This is a genomic window from Hydrogenimonas sp., from assembly GCF_029933015.1.
In the GTDB taxonomy this organism is placed as follows: Bacteria; Campylobacterota; Campylobacteria; order Campylobacterales; family Hydrogenimonadaceae; genus Hydrogenimonas.
The window spans coordinates 1-16,556 of sequence record NZ_JAOZOZ010000028.1; the positions used below are offsets into that span (position 1 = coordinate 1).

21 protein-coding genes are annotated in these 16,556 nt (G+C 56.4%); 11 read left to right on the forward strand and 10 right to left on the reverse strand.

What is annotated here, in order from left to right; translation table 11 throughout:
* The coding region (locus tag Q1K23_RS03450) for a YeiH family protein (RefSeq protein WP_300362427.1) at window positions 1-862 on the reverse strand (862 nt) is incomplete at its 3' end.
* A gap of 139 nt (window positions 863-1,001) precedes the next feature.
* Here Q1K23_RS03450 and Q1K23_RS03455 point away from each other — a divergent pair.
* Entirely contained in the window at window positions 1,002-1,904 is a 903-nt protein-coding gene (locus Q1K23_RS03455) for a LysR substrate-binding domain-containing protein (protein ID WP_300362430.1), read from the forward strand.
* Between the two features lie 39 nt (window positions 1,905-1,943).
* On the opposite strand, the gene mobA is transcribed toward Q1K23_RS03455, so the two are convergent.
* Together mobA and leuC are read right to left on the reverse strand one after the other, a co-directional pair.
* Window positions 1,944-2,531 carry a molybdenum cofactor guanylyltransferase MobA gene (mobA, locus tag Q1K23_RS03460; protein ID WP_300362432.1) on the reverse strand — a complete coding sequence of 196 codons (588 nt, stop codon included), beginning with the start codon at window positions 2,529-2,531 and terminating at the stop codon, window positions 1,944-1,946.
* A complete protein-coding gene (leuC, locus tag Q1K23_RS03465) occupies window positions 2,531-3,796 on the reverse strand; it encodes a 3-isopropylmalate dehydratase large subunit (RefSeq protein ID WP_300362434.1) in 1,266 nt (421 codons plus the stop codon). The genes mobA and leuC overlap by 1 nt, the downstream gene beginning before the upstream one ends.
* Before the next feature lie 156 nt (window positions 3,797-3,952).
* Here leuC and Q1K23_RS03470 point away from each other — a divergent pair, with 156 nt between their 5' ends.
* From Q1K23_RS03470 to tpx, 10 genes are all read left to right on the forward strand, one after another.
* A complete protein-coding gene (locus Q1K23_RS03470) occupies window positions 3,953-4,498 on the forward strand; it encodes a DUF2628 domain-containing protein (RefSeq protein ID WP_300362437.1) in 546 nt (181 codons plus the stop codon).
* Between the two features lie 48 nt (window positions 4,499-4,546).
* Window positions 4,547-5,872 carry an NFACT RNA binding domain-containing protein gene (locus Q1K23_RS03475; RefSeq protein ID WP_300362440.1) on the forward strand — a complete coding sequence of 442 codons (1,326 nt, stop codon included), beginning with the start codon at window positions 4,547-4,549 and terminating at the stop codon, window positions 5,870-5,872.
* 69 nt (window positions 5,873-5,941) lie between these two features.
* Window positions 5,942-6,271, forward strand: a complete 330-nt coding sequence (locus Q1K23_RS03480) for a hypothetical protein (RefSeq protein ID WP_300362442.1) — start codon at window positions 5,942-5,944, stop codon at window positions 6,269-6,271.
* Window positions 6,272-6,353: 82 nt separating this feature from the next.
* Complete coding sequence (locus Q1K23_RS03485) at window positions 6,354-7,121, forward strand: phosphatidate cytidylyltransferase (protein ID WP_300362444.1); 768 nt, start codon at window positions 6,354-6,356, stop codon at window positions 7,119-7,121.
* 109 nt (window positions 7,122-7,230) lie between these two features.
* Window positions 7,231-8,304, forward strand: coding sequence for a 1-deoxy-D-xylulose-5-phosphate reductoisomerase (dxr, locus tag Q1K23_RS03490; protein ID WP_300362447.1), 1,074 nt, complete (start codon window positions 7,231-7,233; stop codon window positions 8,302-8,304).
* The gene (locus tag Q1K23_RS03495; protein WP_300362450.1) at window positions 8,288-8,851 is read left to right on the forward strand and encodes an alpha/beta hydrolase; all 564 of its coding nucleotides are present in this window, start codon (window positions 8,288-8,290) and stop codon (window positions 8,849-8,851) included. Before dxr ends, Q1K23_RS03495 begins: the two co-directional genes overlap by 17 nt.
* 12 nt (window positions 8,852-8,863) lie before the next feature.
* Window positions 8,864-9,163, forward strand: a complete 300-nt coding sequence (locus Q1K23_RS03500; RefSeq protein WP_300362453.1) for a nucleotidyltransferase family protein — start codon at window positions 8,864-8,866, stop codon at window positions 9,161-9,163.
* The gene (locus Q1K23_RS03505) at window positions 9,156-9,503 is read left to right on the forward strand and encodes a HepT-like ribonuclease domain-containing protein (RefSeq protein ID WP_300362456.1); all 348 of its coding nucleotides are present in this window, start codon (window positions 9,156-9,158) and stop codon (window positions 9,501-9,503) included. The genes Q1K23_RS03500 and Q1K23_RS03505 overlap by 8 nt, the downstream gene beginning before the upstream one ends.
* Window positions 9,500-10,492 carry a tRNA (adenosine(37)-N6)-threonylcarbamoyltransferase complex transferase subunit TsaD gene (gene tsaD / locus Q1K23_RS03510; protein WP_300362459.1) on the forward strand — a complete coding sequence of 331 codons (993 nt, stop codon included), beginning with the start codon at window positions 9,500-9,502 and terminating at the stop codon, window positions 10,490-10,492. The genes Q1K23_RS03505 and tsaD overlap by 4 nt, the downstream gene beginning before the upstream one ends.
* 140 nt (window positions 10,493-10,632) lie before the next feature.
* The gene (gene tpx, locus Q1K23_RS03515; RefSeq protein ID WP_300362462.1) at window positions 10,633-11,151 is read left to right on the forward strand and encodes a thiol peroxidase; all 519 of its coding nucleotides are present in this window, start codon (window positions 10,633-10,635) and stop codon (window positions 11,149-11,151) included.
* Between the two features lie 92 nt (window positions 11,152-11,243).
* Here the strand turns inward: tpx and Q1K23_RS03520 are convergent, their stop codons facing one another.
* From Q1K23_RS03520 to Q1K23_RS03550, 7 genes are all read right to left on the reverse strand, one after another.
* Window positions 11,244-12,365 carry a hypothetical protein gene (locus tag Q1K23_RS03520; RefSeq protein WP_300362465.1) on the reverse strand — a complete coding sequence of 374 codons (1,122 nt, stop codon included), beginning with the start codon at window positions 12,363-12,365 and terminating at the stop codon, window positions 11,244-11,246.
* Between the two features lie 14 nt (window positions 12,366-12,379).
* Window positions 12,380-12,814, reverse strand: a complete 435-nt coding sequence (gene hemJ, locus Q1K23_RS03525; RefSeq protein ID WP_300362468.1) for a protoporphyrinogen oxidase HemJ — start codon at window positions 12,812-12,814, stop codon at window positions 12,380-12,382.
* Window positions 12,815-13,048, reverse strand: coding sequence for a hypothetical protein (locus Q1K23_RS03530; RefSeq protein WP_300362470.1), 234 nt, complete (start codon window positions 13,046-13,048; stop codon window positions 12,815-12,817).
* Between the two features lie 85 nt (window positions 13,049-13,133).
* On the reverse strand, window positions 13,134-14,291 hold the full coding sequence (locus Q1K23_RS03535) for a cytochrome b/b6 domain-containing protein (RefSeq protein WP_300362473.1): 1,158 nt from the start codon (window positions 14,289-14,291) through the stop codon (window positions 13,134-13,136).
* Between the two features lie 28 nt (window positions 14,292-14,319).
* Window positions 14,320-14,907 carry a DUF3365 domain-containing protein gene (locus Q1K23_RS03540; RefSeq protein WP_300362475.1) on the reverse strand — a complete coding sequence of 196 codons (588 nt, stop codon included), beginning with the start codon at window positions 14,905-14,907 and terminating at the stop codon, window positions 14,320-14,322.
* Window positions 14,908-14,965: 58 nt separating this feature from the next.
* The gene (nrfD, locus tag Q1K23_RS03545; protein ID WP_300362477.1) at window positions 14,966-16,114 is read right to left on the reverse strand and encodes an NrfD/PsrC family molybdoenzyme membrane anchor subunit; all 1,149 of its coding nucleotides are present in this window, start codon (window positions 16,112-16,114) and stop codon (window positions 14,966-14,968) included.
* 43 nt (window positions 16,115-16,157) lie between these two features.
* Window positions 16,158-16,556, reverse strand: a 399-nt coding sequence (locus Q1K23_RS03550) for a 4Fe-4S dicluster domain-containing protein (protein ID WP_300362478.1), incomplete at its 5' end; no start/stop codon positions are given.

Genomic DNA, 16,556 nt, shown 5'->3' on the forward strand with positions numbered 1-16,556 from the left:
CGCCGCTTTCGACATATCCCTGAATCAGGGAGTTGACGCCCGCCATGCCGATGAAGTAGACGGCGAACCAGGGAATGACCAGTTTTACGCCGCCCGCTTCGCCGCCGCTCTTTTTGGCGGCATAGGAGAGGTAGATGCCCAGCAGAATGAGCATCGGTGCGATCATGATGACGCGGGTCATCTTGACGATCACCGCCGCCTTGGCCATTTCGGTATCGGGGCCGTCGATGGAGCCCACGGCCACCACCTGCGCCACTTCGTGGATCGTGCCGCCCACGTAGATACCGAACTCCTGGGGCGTCATGTCGAAGACCCCGGCTTTAAGCAGCGCGGGGTAGAGAAACATCGCGATGGTGCCGAAGAGCACGACCATCGAGACGGCGATCGCCGCCTTGTGCTCCTCGGCTTTGAGGACCGGCTCGGTCGCCAGAACCGCCGCCGCGCCGCAGACCGAGGCGCCCGAAGCGGTCAGCATCGCCGTATCCCGGTCGAGACCGAAAATCCTGTATCCCAGCCAGGTGCCCAGCAGAAAGGTGGTCGAAAGCATGATGAGAGAGACCATGAAACCCTCCACGCCCACTTCGGCGATCTGCTGGAAAGTGATGCGGAAACCGTAGAAGACGATGGCGAAGCGCAGAATCTTCTTTGCCGAGAAGACGATACCCGTCTCCCACGCCGCGGGGAAATGGTTGTGGAGTGTGTTGGCGTAGAAGATACCGATGACGATACCCACGACCAGGGGGGAGATGCCGAGCTTCTGCACGGGGGCGAGCCCGGCGATATAGGTGGCCGATGCCGCCACGAGAGCGACGAAGATGATGCCGCTGATCGTTCCCTTTCGTTTTTCGGGAGAGAAAGCCATTCGAAAACCTTTCAGTCTAATTGATTACAATATACATTTTTAATAAATTTTACTCTTTATTATATTACATTCACTCTCACAAACAAAATAAATAAAATGTGTTATAATTATCAGAAATATTGAGCCAAGGCGATATCAGATGAAGATCACGCTGCGTCAAATGGAGATATTCCTCGAAGTTGCCCGTATGGGCCACCTGACCAAAGTCGCCGAAAAGATGGGCTTGAGCCAGTCGGCGGTGTCGATGTCGATCAAGGAGCTCGAAAACATCATCGGCTACAAACTCTTCGACCGGATCAACAAGAAACTGGCCCTCAACGAGAAGGGCCGTGCCTTCGCCGAAGCGATCGCCCCGCTTGTGAGCAAACTCAACGACATCGAAGAGGAGTTCAAGAACGACGAGAACAACGGCGAACTGCTCATCGGCGTCAGCACGACGATCGCCGACTATCTGATCCCCCCGATCATCTGCGACTACATGAAAAGCTACCCGCAGGTCAAGGTCAACCTCAAGATCGGCAACACCCGGGAGATCGTCGACCTCATCGAGAGCGGATCGGTCGATCTGGGATTCGTGGAGGGCAACGTCGACTCCACTTCGATCAAACAGGAGATCGTGGGGCCCGACGAGCTGATCGTCGTCACGGGCGACAGAGAGCTGGCCGAAAAGCAGGAGAGCTACTACATCGACAAACTCCTCGACAAACGGTGGATCCTGCGGGAAGAGGGTTCGGGGACCCGGGAAGTCTTTCTGACCCATCTGGGCGATCTGGCGGCCCAGATCAACCTCTTTCTGGAGCTTCGCCATCCCGAATCGATCAAGAACATGCTGATCCAGAGCAAGAAGTGCCTCACCTGCCTGCCGCGAATCAGCGTCATGAAGGAGCTGGAGCGGGGAGATCTCTACGAACTGAAGATCAAAAAGCTGAAATTCGAGCGGCAGTTCCTGCTGATCTACCACAAAGACAAGTACAAAACCTCGCTGCTGAGCAAATTCATCTACTTCACCAGGATGCAGCTGGGCAAGATCCTCGCCCACTGACCTCGGGAAACCGGCGGCCCGTGCGCCGCGTCTTTCCGCTCACGGCTTTTTCCCGGAACCCCTCTCTTTTCCCTCGGCGTACTCCGCGGGGGTGTTCATGTTGAAAAAAGGCGCGTCGTCGGGAAAATCGACGAACCGCGTATCCGAAACTCTCAGCAGATGGTTGAGACGGTGCATTCCCTCCTCCACCATTTCCCTCAGTCTCGGCAGCAGCCGCATCGTATAGATACCGCACATCGGATGCGTCCCGCCGGGAGAGCGGGCGACGACGGCGTCGACCTGCTTCTGCGTGTAGACTTCGACCAGCCGCTCCATCACCTTTTCGTCGACAAAGGGCGTATCGACGGAGATCGCGAAAAAGTCGCCGCCGATCGCTTCGAACGCGGCCAGCAGTCCTGCCGTCGGCGCGTGAAGGTCCTTCGCTTCACGATCGAGAATCAGCGGGGCGTCGAACGGGAACTTGTCGGTTTTGGTGCTGATGTAAAGACGGGAGAAGAGCGGAAGAAGGCGGCGGTACTGGTATTCGGCCAGCGTCTGGCAGCCGCCGAAAGGAAGCAGCGCCTTGTCGCGACCCATCCGGGAGCTTTTCCCCCCGGCGAAGATGACACAGGGGAGATGAAAGCGCATCAGATGTCGCGGGGATCGACGATTTTACCGGCGATGGCGCTGGCGGCGGCGACGGCGGAGTTGGCCAGGTAGATTTCGGAGCTGCGGGCACCCATGCGTCCGACGAAGTTTCGGTTGGTCGTGGAGATGCAGCGCTCGTTGTCGCCGAGAATCCCCATGTAGCCCCCCAGGCAGGCGCCGCAGGTGGGATTGGAGACCACCGCGCCGGCGTCGATCAGCGTATCGATGTAGCCCGCCTTTTCGGCGGCTTTGAGGATCTTCTGGGTCGCGGGGGTGACGATCATGCGGGTGTGGCGGGCGACCCGCTTGCCCTTGACGATCTCGGCGGCGATCCTGATGTCGCTGAGCCTTCCGTTGGTGCAGCTTCCGATGAAGACCTGATCCACCTTCAGATCGTCGGCCACAGCCTGGCTGACCGGCTTGCCGTTACTGGGCAGATGCGGATAGGCGATAACCGGTTCGAGTTTCCCCACGTCGATCTCGATCACCTGGCAATACTCGGCGTCGGAATCCGAGTAGTGGAACTTCGGCTCCCTGGCCAGCTCTTTGTCGGCCAGGAACGCTTTGGTCACCTCGTCGACGGCGACGATGCCGCTTTTGGCTCCCGCTTCGATCGCCATGTTGCAGAGGCTGAAGCGGTCGTCCATGCTGAGATATTCGATCGTGTCGCCGGTGAACTCCAGCGCCTTGTAGAGGGCCCCGTCGACGCCGATCATACGGATGAGTTCGAGGATCAGGTCCTTGCCGTAGATATGTTCGCCCGGCTTGCCGGTGAAGACCACCTTGATCGTTTCGGGTACCTTGAACCAGTTGCCCCCGGTGATCATCGCGAAAGCCAGGTCCGTCGACCCCATCCCGGTACTGAAGGCACCCAGTGCCCCGTGGGTACAGGTGTGGCTGTCGGCGCCGATGATGACATCACCCGGCACCACGAGGCCCTTTTCGGGAAGCAGGGCGTGCTCGATCCCCATATCCTTCTCGTCGAAGAAGTGCTTGAGGTCGTGCTTGTAGGCAAACTCGCGGCTGATCTTGGCCTGGTTGGCGCTGGCGATGTCCTTGGCGGGAATGAAGTGGTCCATGACGATGGAAAAGCCGTCGGGGTTGGCCAGTCTCTCTGCGCCGCTCTCCTCGAAAGCGCGGATCGAGATCGGGGTGGTGATGTCGTTGCCGATGACCATGTCGATCGGCACCCGGACGATCTCGCCCGCCTTCACTTCGCGGCCGGCGTGGTCGCTGAATATCTTTTCGGTAATGGTCTGTCCCATGAAAATCCTTGTCCGAGGGGCATGGCTGCCCCGAAATTGTCGCGATTATAGCAAAAAGGGGGTTTGAAAGAGTTTACGGCATCGCTGCGTAAAACATTTTGCAACATTGCCGATTATATTTCGCCAACCAATTCACACAGCAAGGAGAAAACCCCCATGGAAGAGAAAGAGAACACCCCGCAGGCGGAACCGGCACAGGCACGGACAGCCGCCCCTTCGGACTACGAAGACCGGATGCTCGAAGCTTTCGTACAGAAACCGGAAAAGTTCCAGTGGTACAAAAACGCTTTTTCGAAATTCAACGTCAACGGTGTCGACAGAGTCGCCTGGGTCTGGAGCTGGTGGGCCTTTTTCGGTACCTTCTGGTTCCTGCTCTACCGCAAAGCCTATCTGCCGGCGCTGGGCTTTTTCGTCGCCAACGTCGCGGCCTCCTTCGTCCCCGTTCTCGGTCTCGTGGTCTGGATACTCACGGGCGGATACGCCACCTATTTCGTCTACAAAACCTACAAGGCCAAAAAAGAGGAGATCGAAGCGAAGATCGAAGATCCCCAGAAGCGTATCGAGACGATGCGCGCCGTCGGCGGCTACAACCAGTGGGTCGTCTGGCTGGCGGTCATACTCTCGGCCCTCTGGCTGCTGGGTATCGTCGCGGCCATCGCCATACCCCAGATGGTCGAACCGACCCAGACACTCAATCCCTGACACCAAAAACCCGGCTCCCATCAAGCCGGGTCATGTTACAATCTCTCTATGAAATTCTACGAACTCGAAGCCATTGCCGAATATCTCTCAAAATTCCGCCAGATCACGAAAGCCGAACGGATCGGCGACAATGTCATCCGCATCCTCTTCGACAGGAAAGAGGCCGTCGGTTTCGATCTCTCCCGAGGACACAGCGAAATCTTCGCGGCGGACGAGACGGAGAACGTGCGAAGCTACCACGCCCCCTTCGACACGATGCTCAAAAAGCGTTTCAACGGCGCGAAGATCGTCGCCGTCACGATGCCGGGCGGCGACAAGATCCTCCGGATCGAAACCTCCCTGCAGGGAGCCTACAAGGCCCAGACCACCGTGCTTCAGCTGGAGTTCACGGGGCGCCATACCAACGCCGTCATCCTGGACGAAAACGGCGTCGTGCTCGAAGCGCTCCGCCATGTCGACAGCGACGCCAGCTACCGCGTCGTCAAACCCGGCGTGACGCTCAAACCCCTTCCCCCCTACACAGGAAAACGGCAGAGCGGCTCCATCGGGGACGTCGCCGCCTGGCTGAAGGAGAAGGGGCGAAAGAGAAGAGAGCTGCGCCTAAAGCAGCTCAAGGAGCGGCATATCCGCTCCCTTTCGAAAAAGATCGAACGCCTCGAAAAGGAACTCGCCCGACTCCCCGACCGGAAAGAGCTGGAAAAGATGGCGGAGCGGTACGCCGCCGAAGCGGCCATCGTCCTGGCACACCTCAACGAGATCCGACCCTACGACACGAAGCTGGAGACCGTCGACTTCGAGGGGCGCCCCGTCACGATCGACCTGCCCGCCCTGCCCAACCCCAGGCGCATGGGCGAGCACTTCTTCGCCCTCTCCCGCCGCGCCGCCAACAAAGCCGAACATCTCCATATCGAAGAGGAGAATCTCAAAAGCCGCATCGCCTTCTACCGACGTCTGATGGAAAACGTCCGAAACGCCCGGAGCGAATCGCAGATCAACCTCCTCTTTCCGCCGAAACAGCAACGAAAGAGAAAGACGGCGAAGGCCCAGTGCGAAATCTTCCGGATCGGCGACTACCGCGTCATGGTGGGGCGCAACGAGCGGGAAAACGCATGGGTACTCAAACAGGCCAAAGCGGCGGACCTGTGGCTCCATCTCAAAGACCGTCCCTCCTCCCACTGCATCGTCCAGAGCGGCGGAAAGAGACAGATCCCCAAAGAGGTGGTGGAGAAGGCGGCGAAGATCTGTGTCGAGACGAGCGTCACACAGCCGGGAGACTATCTGGTCGACTTCACGCAGCGCCGAAACGTCAAAATCCTTCAGGGCGCGCACGTCAACTACGTCAAATACGATACAATAAAGATAACGAAACAGTAAGCGGCGCTCAGGCAACTTTCCCGGCCGGTGGTCCCGGCCTCTCTTTCATACGGATGAAAGGACGCAATCGTGGCGATTACACCGCTCACCAACATCATCTTCGTCAACCAGAACATGCAGGTGGCGGCATCGGTGCAGAACATGCAGTTCAACCGGTACGACATCCAGAACGCGGCGGCCCAGGCGATCGTCAACGAAAAAGAGAAAGTGATCGAGGAGACCAGGCCCGCCGAAGAGTCGGAAGCGATCGATCCCGACAGAGACCACGAACGCCAGGAGGCGCGGGAGAGGGAGAAAGAGCGGAGCCAAAGCGCCTCACCTCCCAAATCCAGGCCCCATCACGACAAAGGTTTCACGATCGACGAAGACGGCACGCCCCACGTCGACATCCACGTCTGAAACCCGATTTCAGAGCCAAACGTAACATCCTTTTAACCGAATTTGGGTTATACTAGATGTCAGTTTGACAAGGGGTGTTTCCATGGGTTTTCTCTCCATCTTTTCCGAAAACAGAGCGCGTTTTCTCACCGGCGGCGTCCTGATCGCCGTGGTCGTTTCGATCGGTCTGATCGACAACTTCTTCCTGATCTGGCTCTTTCTGGGGATCGTCTATCTTTTCGCCTTCTACGAGGCGATGCGGCTTTTCGGCATCGAAAAGAACAATCCGATGTACGCCTACGCCGCCGCCCTCTGGCTGCTGGCACTCGTCTATCCCAACCCCGACGATCTCTTCTTCCTGATCGCCGTCATCTTCGCTTCGCTGCTGGCCTATACCCGGGATTTCGACAAAAGGCTCTTTCTGCCCTTCCTCTACCCGACGGCCTCCTTCCTCTTCCTGCTGGCACTCTACAAGGATTTCGGCGTCGACTCCCTCTTCTGGCTGCTGGTCGTCGTCGCGCTGACGGACATCGCCGCCTACTTCACCGGCAAACTGATCGGCAGACGCCCCTTCTGCCCCACCTCGCCCAAAAAGACGCTCGAAGGGGTCGTGGGCGGCGTGCTGATCGCCACCTTCGCAGGCTTCTTCGCCGGCAGCCTGCTGGTCGACTGGCCCCAGGCGCTGATGATCTCCCTGGGCACCTCCGTCGCCTCGGTCTTCGGGGACCTTTTCGAAAGCTACCTCAAACGCCAGGCCGGCGTCAAGGACAGCGGCGACCTGCTTCCTGGCCACGGCGGCATCCTCGACAGGGTCGACGGCTATCTCTTCGGCGGCATCGTCATGGTTCTGCTGCTGCGGGGGCTGGTGTGAGAGGCACAGGCCGGAAATCGGGAATCGTAAATCGGGAATCGGCTGGGGCGCCCCTTCACGATTTACGATTTACGATTTACGAGGATCATCGTGAGCCGAAAGGATCACGATGATCCTACTCGGTTCCACCGGCTCCATCGGCACCAGCACCCTCGAGATCGCCGAGCGGTTCCATATCCGGGTCGAAGCTCTGGTAGCCGGTACCAACATCGAGCTGCTCAAAGAGCAGATCCTGCGTTTTCAGCCCTGCTTCGTCTGCGTCGCCACCGAAGAGCTCGCCAGAGAGCTGGACCATCCCCGCGTCTTCTGGGGAGAGGAGGGAATTCTGGAGGTGATCCGCGCCGCCTCCTCGGCGATCGTCGTCAACGCCCTGGTCGGTTTTCTGGGCCTGCGGCCCACGGTCACGGCAATCGAGGAGGGAAAAACCGTCGCCCTGGCCAACAAGGAGTCCCTGGTGGCCGCCGGCGCCTTCATCGATCCCGGACATCTGCGCCCCATCGACAGCGAGCACTTCGGCCTCTGGTATCTGCTGAACGGCCGCACCCCGAGAAAGATGACGATCACCGCCAGCGGCGGCGCCTTCCGTGACTGGCCGCTGGAAAAGATCGCCTCCGCCACCGTCGGCGAGGCACTCAACCACCCCAACTGGAGCATGGGCGCCAAGATCACGATCGACAGCGCCACGATGACCAACAAACTCTTCGAACTCCTGGAAGCCCGCTGGATGTTCGGCTGCGAAAGGGTCGACGCCGTGATCGAACCAAAATCGGTGATCCACGCCCTGGTGGAGTTCGTAGACGGCGCCACCACCGCCCAGATGGCCAACCCCGACATGAAGCTCCCCATCGCCTACGCCCTGATGCGCCAGGTCCACGACCCGATCCTGCCGCCGGTGGATCTGCTGGAGGTGGGCAGCCTGGAGTTTCGTCCCATCGATCCGGTCCGCTACCCCATCTGGCGGATCAAGGAGGATCTGCTGAAACATCCGAAACTGGGTGTCGTCGTCAACGCCGCCAACGAAGTGGCCATCGAAAAGTTCGTCGAAGGCCGCATCTCCTTCGAAGCACTGAGCGGCCTGGTCCTCGATGCCTACGAACGGTTTGGCGACGTCGATCCGAAATCGCTGGAGGATGTCTTCGCCATCGACCGGGAGGTAAGGAGCTGGTGTGAAAAAGCCCGGTAAGACGCTGATACTGCATGGCTGGGGCGGCAGCGACTGGCCCCACTGGCAGGCGTGGCTGGCCGCCGAACTGGCCAAAGACTACGGCACCGTCAGCTTTCCTCTGATCCAGCACCCCCACTTCCCCCACCTCAACCGCTGGAAAAAAGAGGTCGAAGCCCACCTGGCCGACTTCCGCCCCGACACGGTGGTCTGCCACTCCCTGGCCAACACCCTCTGGTTCCATCTTTGCAACGAAGGCAAGATCGAACCGGTGAAAAAGCTGGTCCTGGTCTCTCCGCCCAGGCCCGACTGCGACATCGAGACGATCAAAAGCTTCTTCCCCGTCGAGCTGCCCGAAAACCTCTTCGCCGAAAGCGCCACCCTCGTCGTCTCGACGGACGATCCCTATCTCACCCCCGAAGAGGCCTGGAAGATGCAGGAGGCTCTCGGGATTCCGATGAAGACGATCGAAAAGGGCGGCCACATCAACGCCGAGAGCGGCTTCGGACCGTGGCCGTGGATGCTGGAGTTTCTCAAAACGGGTGAGATGTGTTCCGACAGAGTGTGATAAAATACTTCTATGCATAGAAGAGAAGAGATTATCGACTACCTTCGACGACACCGCAAAGAGTTGAAAGAGAAGTTTCACGTCAAAAAAATAGGTCTTTTCGGCTCTTTCGCACGAAACGAACAGAAAATCTCCAGCGACATCGATCTGATCATCGAACTGGAAGAGAACGTTTCCCATGTTTTCACTCTGAAGCGGGAGCTTTCACGGTTTCTCGAAAAAGAGCTGGGACGACCTGTCGATATCGCCAGAGAGAAGTATATCAAGCCCTACGCAAAAGAGACGATTTTGAAAGAGACCATCTATGTCTGAAAAAATCCGTTTCAATCTTCTGACGCTGCTCGATTCGATCGAAAAAATCCGTCGCTATTCAAAAGAGGCTTCCACCGCAGACGATTTTCACCATGACGAAAAGAGCTTCGACGCCACGATGATGCAGTTTGTCGTGATGGGTGAAACCATCACGCGAATCGACAACGACTTCAAACGGCAACATCGGGAAATCCCCTGGCAGGATGTCAAGGATTTTCGTAACATCATCGCCCACGACTATTTTGGGATCGACGCAGAGGAGATTTGGGACATCATTCAATACCACCTCGATCCTCTGGAGCAGGCGATTCGTAATATACTGGAACAGGACGACTTATGATCCTCAGTATCGAAAGCAGCTGCGACGACAGCTCCATCGCCGTCACCGAGATCGCGACGAAGAAGCTTCTTTTCCACCGCAAGATCTCCCAGGAAGCCGAGCACGCCAAATACGGCGGTGTCGTCCCCGAACTGGCCAGCCGCCTGCATGCCGTGGATCTGCCCCGGCTTCTGGAGGAGGCCAAACCCTTTCTCGACGACCTGCAGGCCGTGGCCGTCACCAACGAGCCGGGTCTTTCGGTCACGCTGCTGGAGGGGGTGGCGATGGCCCAGAGCCTCTCCATCGCGAGGGGACTGCCGATCATCGCCGTCAACCATCTCAAGGCGCACATCTACTCCCTCTTCATCGAAAAGGAGGCCACTTTCCCCATGCTGGTGCTGCTGATCTCCGGCGGGCATACGATGGTACTGGACGTAAAGGGTTTCGACGAGATCGAGATACTCGCCACGACGATGGACGACAGTTTCGGCGAAAGCTTCGACAAGACGGCCAAGATGATGGGGCTGGGATACCCCGGCGGACCGATCGTCGAAAAGCTGGCCGAAAAGGGAGATCCCGACCGCTTCGCCATGCCCATTCCCCTGCAGCACTCGCCCAAAATCGCCTTCAGCTACTCCGGCATCAAAAACGCCGTCCGCCTGCTGGTGGAAAAGCACCGGCCCCTCGACGAAAAGACCAAAGCCGACATCGCCGCCGCTTTCCAGAAGGCGGCCATCGCCCACCTGCTGCAGAAAACCCGAAAAATTTTCCAACAGAAACGTCCCAAAGATTTCGCCATCGTCGGCGGAGCCAGCGCCAACATGGCCGTACGAAAAGCCTTCGCCGACCTCTGCGCCCAATACGACTGCACCCTCCACCTGGCCGACTTGAAATACTGCTCCGACAACGCTGCAATGGTGGGACGATGCGCCATCGACGCTTTTTATCTGGAACGCTTCGCCGACGCGCTGACGATCCGGGTTTCGCCAAGAAGCGATAAGATTTTTTAATTTTCTAAAAGTTTACAAAAAACTTAAAATTAAATTTTTTTAATTAAGAGTTTTTTTATCCTATTCATGTACAATTTCATCAGTCGCATCAAATGCGAATAGATTATGTTAATCAACACATCTTATAAAAAGGAAAACCTATGGCAACTACAAAGCTCAAAGGTAACGAAGTCAAACTGGCTGGTAACGAAGTAAACGTCGGAGACAAAGCTCCGGAAGTCACCGTTGTAAACGCGGAAGGTCTCGCTGACAAAAAAGTCGGTGGCGCTCAGGGAAAAGTCCAGCTGCTGGTCGTCGTTCCTTCACTCGACACACCGGTATGTGCCGCTGAAACCCGCAAGTTCAACGAAAAAGCCGCACAACTCGAAGGTGTCGACACGACTGTCATCTCCATGGACCTTCCTTTCGCGGCAGGACGTTTCTGCTCCGCTGAAGGTATCGAAAACCTGACTGTCGCTTCAGACTTCCGTAACAAAGACTTCGCCAACGCATACGGCGTACTGATCGCAGAAGGCCCGCTCGCAGGCGTCACGGCACGTGCCATCTTCGTCGTCGACAAAGACGGTACCATCGTCTACAAGCAGCTCGTTCCCGAAATCACGGAAGAGCCGGAGTACGAAGAAGCGCTGGAAGCCGCGAAAGCCGCCGCTGCCAAGTAAGTCGAACCTACACAAGACTGCTACATTCGGGGGAATGGAAGGCGGGCCCGTTTCGGGTCCGCCTTTTTTTATGCCCGCAAATCCTCTCTTTTTCAGCTCTGATAGAAATTGAGCACCATCTTCTGCATGATCGTGATAAGGCGCGTCTGCTGCAGGGCGATATAGCTTTCGATCTTCTGCTTGAAGAAGTGGTTGGGGTAGATCGAAAAGATGAGCTGGTCATCCTTTCTGTAGCGCAGGATCGCGGAGATTCTAAAGTGCGTCTTTCTCTTCTCACGCTCCGGAAGATCGAAGGAGATGACCACATGCTTCTCGTCGTCGGCGAAACAGAAATCTGCAAGCTCCATATTATCCGGCTTGATGGCGAGCGAGTTGACCGCCAGGGAGTGGATGCTTCCTGCGATCTCATCCCCGTTGGCGCACTCGATGAAAACTTCGATCCTCTCATCCGGCATCACCCGGATATTCTCCCGATCGACAGGGGATTTGTCGATGAAACGCAGATTGGTCAACACTACCTCGGCACGGTTGGGAACGGCGTTGGCCACGTCGGCTTTGACCGTGTCTGGAAGTTGGGGATGCTTGAAAAAGGTAAAAGGCTCGTTTTTCAGAAAGGCCGCTTTGGCCAGGGAGGTTTTGATCCGCAGGATGCCGTTTTTGTAGGAGAGGACCTTCACCTCTTCGCTCAGCGGCATGCCGTTGTAGAAGTTGTAGAGGGTGATTTTATCGTTGTCCGCGAAGAAGTTGGCGAAGATCCGCTCTTCACCTCCCTCGCTGCAAAAGTCGTACTTTCTCGTACCGTAGCAGATTTTCCCGCCGTTGGCCTCTTTCGACTGTTCCAGGTAGCGCCGCATGCGTGCCATCAGGGTATCGTAGTCATCCTCTCTGTCGATGATCGTCAGTGCGCCGTAGGCCATTTCGACCCCCTGAAAACGGCGGAGGGAGTCCTGTATGTTCTTGACCATCTGCACACACCTGTGCAGATGCATATCTTTCATGAATGTCATCAGGGTACCGTCGTCACACAGCTGCAATGTCGAAAAATCGGTCTGTTCCTGCAGCAGCATCACCGACTTTTCCAGCTTCTCCTCCGTCAGGTCCGAAAGGTCGAAGGCGAAACAGAGCATGGCGAGAGAGATGTTGTTCTTTTTCACGAAGCGCAGATGCGCTTCGACGATCCCTTTCTGGACCACATCCCTGTCGATCCGCTCCATTCGCCCTTCCCCCGTCACACAGGTTTGACGACGACCATGATGACGATGACGATCATCAGAAGTGTCGGAACCTCGTTGTAGGCCCGGAAAAATTTCCCGCTTCTGGTACATTCGTCACGCGCCAGACGCTCCTTGAACCACCCCAGCGAAAAGTGGTAGGCCACAAGCAACGCGGCGGCGAAAAGCTTGATCCAGAGCCATAACCCACTTTGAAAGAGGCCGGGATTGAGCCAGATCATCGCGCCGCCGCTGAGCACCGTCGCCCACATCGCCGGCACACCGATGAAGTGGTAGAGTTTACTCTCCTGGATCTTCACCACCTCGACGAAGCCTCTGTTGTCGGCGTGCTCCTGGTGATAGACATAGAGCCGCGGCTGGTAGAAGAGCATCGCCATCCAGCTCATGAAGCTCATCACATGAAACGCCAATATCCACGTATAATATTCCATCTATTTTTCCCTTGAAAGTATCTTGCGCATCATTTTGACAAAAAGCCTCACCATCACGAGCAGCATATAGACGCCAAAGACGATGATCAGCGGATGCAGCGGCCCAAGCGGGCTCGAAGGCAGGGCCTCGACATGCTCCAGCGGATGATCGAACCACTCCTCGTAGTGCATGCCTATCGCCAAAGCAAAAAACAGTCCAACAAAGATCAGAAGCTCTCTTTTCAACCGCTTCATTCACCTTCCTTCGCAGATAAATATCTCTCTATACGGTAGCATCTGACGCGTTAGTTTTCGTTGAATTTGCAAGAGAGGAGGAGCGCTATTTGGGATAGATGTGCATTTTGAGCGCATCTTTGAATGGGACGGCCGGGATTTTGATGGCGTCGTCGTCGATACGGCCTTTGACGATATCCGGGTGGCACGCGTCGCAGCTGAATTTGGAGTCGATCTCCTTTTTCTTGAAAACCTTCGAGGGGATGCGTTTGTGGGTCTTTTTCCAGTAGGGGGTATGGACGATGGAGTTGACATGCTCGTAGCGCCATTTCAGCGACTCCAGTATCTTGAAAGCGGCTTCCCGGGTCGAGTGGTCGGCACTGTGGCGCACCAGATACTCCCGGATCGTTTCGGCATCCTCCTCTTCCAGATCGAGCTCGTCGCCGAAATGATCCTCCGTCGTGTCCATGATGAGCCGCCACGACTGCGCCGGAAGCAGATAGGCGGGAAAGACGATGTGGCAGTCTCCGCACTCCAGAGCGAGCACGGGATGCTCCTCTTCGTAGTCGATCGGTTCGTAACAGCTTCTGGTCAGGGCGTTGTCCGGGACTTCCACCACATAGAAGTAGATCGCGACGGAGAGAAAGAGAAAGAAGGCGGCGAAGAAGTTCTGTTTCCTGTCCAGCTTCACGTCGATGCCGCCCACCTGGTATTTGTAGCCCGTGAACATCGACCAGATGATACCGGTATGGTGGTAGATATGTTCGAAAACGACACCCCAGATATGGATGACGACGACCACGAGCATCGCATAGGCGATCCACATATGGGTCGAAAACATCTGATCCATCTGATAGTAGATCTCTTTGTTGAGAAAGGAGACGATCCCCCTCCCTTCCTGGACGCCGTAGAGGAAAATGCCGCTGACACCCAGTAAAAAGCCCAGCACCAGCATGGCGATCGCTCCCCAGCTGGAGGCGGGATTGTGGCCGGCGGTCTTCTTCTTTTTTCCGAAAAGATGCAGAATGTAGTCGAGAAGATGGTCGCGCTGAAAATCGAAACAGCTGAAGTTGGAGTAGAGGGGGCCGATGAATCCCCATGTCAGGCGAAAGAGCGCGAGAATGACGAAAACCATCCCGAACGCCACATGGAGTGTGAGGAGATTTTCGAACCAGATCGTAAGAAATGCGAAAAAGAAGGAGAGCGCATAGAGCCAGTGAAATGTCCTGATGCACAACGGCCAGACATAGACTCTCTGCTTCAACGCCCTCCCCTTCCCATACTAAGAGACGCTACTCTTCCTCTTTCGGTGCGGGGAATGTGACGACGATCGCGCCTCTGAGGTCACCGCTGTGAAAGCCGTACCCCTTGTCGTCCTTGTATTTGGAGGCGAAATATTTGACGATTTTCGGATCGATGGACTCTTTGTCGCCGTGACACTTTTTGCATGTCCGGCTGTTGAGGGTGATCGGCGCATAGACTTTGTAGCTGCCGTCCTCGTGGGCCTGAACGATCGTCTTGGGAAGAAAGGCGTTGGCCTTGACGAGAAGATCGAGCGCTTCGAGCATCTTCGCTTCATCCGCTTTCGGCGCGTTTTTGGAGTTTCTGTGCCCCAGACTGACACGTCTGACACCCAACTCCTTTCCATACTTCTGCCGAATGGCGTCGATATCCTTGAGCGACTCTTCGGCGCAATATTTCGCCATCGCCTCGAGACCACCCTTTTTCTTCGCCTTTTTCAGTTTGTGTTTGAGGGTTTTCTGAACCTCTTTGGAGATTTTGGCCCCTATCTTTTGGACCTCTTTGACACTGTACTCTTCGGCCATCACCAGCCCGGAAAAGATCGCCGCCAGCATCATCACCTGCATCCATCGTCTCATACCTGCTCCTTCTTTTTACGGCCCGCCTTTTCGGAAGGGCCGTATCTGTACCGATATTTTAGTGGTGTTCCGGCATGCTGTCAAGGTCGAAAAGCTTGGTCCCCAGGAAATAGAGGATCAGACAGATACCGATGGCACCGAAACCGATCATCATCTCCGCGGAGGAGGGGAAGTAGTCGACAAACGACGGCGGCAGCTGATACTCCCGGATCTTCAGGGTCTGCATCGGGAAGAGCTGGGCGTCGTGGACCAGGTCGTATCGCATGTAGAAGATACCGATCATACCGATGAAAGAGGCCCAGACCATGCTCTTGATCGCCGTACCCTTGCTCTTGAGGATCAGCAGGAAGGGAATGACCATACCACACAGCACCTCACCCAGCCAGAAGGACTTGGTGTGCAGGATGTGCATGATGACGTCGGCACGCTCGGGCATACCGCCGTAGACACCCGTCAGCATCTTCCAGGTTTCGAAGAACATCAGGATCGCCAGCAGCAGCCCCTGGATCTTCATGAAGTTGGTCAGCGCTTTGGTCACATCCTCCGGGAAAGGCTTGCCGCGATACTTGTATCCGTACATCAGGAAGATCAGATAGATCCCGGTGATGAACGCCGTCAGAATGAAGTAGGTCGGGTAGAAGACACCGTTGGCCACGACACGGGCGTTGAGGAATCCGAAAACGCCGCCCAGGTTGGAGTGTGCCGCCAGACCGACCAGCAGACCGATCAGACCGAAGGTCTTCGCCCTTTTCATGTCGTTGCGCATCAGGAAGATGAACTCGATCACCATGAATGTCAGGTAGATGCCATACAGCGTTCCCATCCACCAGATCGCCGACGTGAGACCGGGGCTCAGTACGTTGTAGATCATCATCGTGATCGGGTGGCCGATCTCGAAAGCGATGACGGCAAAACCCGAGAGAATCGTGATGATCGATCCGAAGATCGCCCGTTTGCTGACGGCCATGTAGTCCTTGAATCCGAAGACGTCACCGAAGGAGCCGACGATACACAGACCCGTCGAGGAGACGACGAAGAAGATGTACATCGCGATCAGCAGCCCCCAGGGATGTTCGCGCGTCACAGCGTAGGCGTGGTGACCGTGGATCAGATAGATCAGGACACCGATCATGAAAAGCGCCGTCAACACCACGGCGACCAGCGCCATGAACTTGTTTTCAGGTACCAGCAGCTCTTTCAGAGACATTTTTCTATACGGAATAATTTTTTGCAAATCCATTATTCACCCCTTAAATCAAATAGAAGAGTTTGGGTTTGGTACCCAGATGCGGCTTGAGCGAGAAGTGCTCGCGATCTCTCAGGACCTGACTGATCTCGCTGTTGGGATCGTCCAGGTCGCCGAATATACGGACTTTCGTCGGGCAGGTCGCCTGACATGCCGTCGTCGTCTCTCCCCGCGCCAGACGCGTGTCGGAGCAGAAGTTACACTTGTCGACCGTCATGGTTCTGTCGTCGACGTAGCGCGCGTCGTAGGGACATGCGTTCATGCAGTAGCTGCAGAGGATACACTTGTCGGGATCGACGCGGACGACACCGTTTTCGTCGTAATGGGTCGCATGGGTCGGACAGACCTCTTCGCAGGGTGCGTTGTCGCAGTGCTGACACTGACTCGGCATAAACGTGTTGGA

Bases quoted from the DNA above. Each gene is read 5' to 3' on its own strand.
- Q1K23_RS03455 (WP_300362430.1), top strand. From the start codon at position 1,002: ATGAAGATCACGCTGCGTCAAATGGAGATATTCCTCGAAGTTGCCCGT.
- mobA (WP_300362432.1), bottom strand. From the start codon at position 2,531: ATGCGCTTTCATCTCCCCTGTGTCATCTTCGCCGGGGGGAAAAGCTCC.
- leuC (WP_300362434.1), bottom strand. From the start codon at position 3,796: ATGGGACAGACCATTACCGAAAAGATATTCAGCGACCACGCCGGCCGC.
- Q1K23_RS03470 (WP_300362437.1), top strand. From the start codon at position 3,953: ATGGAAGAGAAAGAGAACACCCCGCAGGCGGAACCGGCACAGGCACGG.
- Q1K23_RS03475 (WP_300362440.1), top strand. From the start codon at position 4,547: ATGAAATTCTACGAACTCGAAGCCATTGCCGAATATCTCTCAAAATTC.
- Q1K23_RS03485 (WP_300362444.1), top strand. From the start codon at position 6,354: ATGGGTTTTCTCTCCATCTTTTCCGAAAACAGAGCGCGTTTTCTCACC.
- dxr (WP_300362447.1), top strand. From the start codon at position 7,231: ATGATCCTACTCGGTTCCACCGGCTCCATCGGCACCAGCACCCTCGAG.
- Q1K23_RS03500 (WP_300362453.1), top strand. From the start codon at position 8,864: ATGCATAGAAGAGAAGAGATTATCGACTACCTTCGACGACACCGCAAA.
- Q1K23_RS03505 (WP_300362456.1), top strand. From the start codon at position 9,156: ATGTCTGAAAAAATCCGTTTCAATCTTCTGACGCTGCTCGATTCGATC.
- tsaD (WP_300362459.1), top strand. From the start codon at position 9,500: ATGATCCTCAGTATCGAAAGCAGCTGCGACGACAGCTCCATCGCCGTC.
- tpx (WP_300362462.1), top strand. From the start codon at position 10,633: ATGGCAACTACAAAGCTCAAAGGTAACGAAGTCAAACTGGCTGGTAAC.
- Q1K23_RS03520 (WP_300362465.1), bottom strand. From the start codon at position 12,365: ATGGAGCGGATCGACAGGGATGTGGTCCAGAAAGGGATCGTCGAAGCG.
- hemJ (WP_300362468.1), bottom strand. From the start codon at position 12,814: ATGGAATATTATACGTGGATATTGGCGTTTCATGTGATGAGCTTCATG.
- Q1K23_RS03530 (WP_300362470.1), bottom strand. From the start codon at position 13,048: ATGAAGCGGTTGAAAAGAGAGCTTCTGATCTTTGTTGGACTGTTTTTT.
- Q1K23_RS03540 (WP_300362475.1), bottom strand. From the start codon at position 14,907: ATGAGACGATGGATGCAGGTGATGATGCTGGCGGCGATCTTTTCCGGG.
- nrfD (WP_300362477.1), bottom strand. From the start codon at position 16,114: ATGTCTCTGAAAGAGCTGCTGGTACCTGAAAACAAGTTCATGGCGCTG.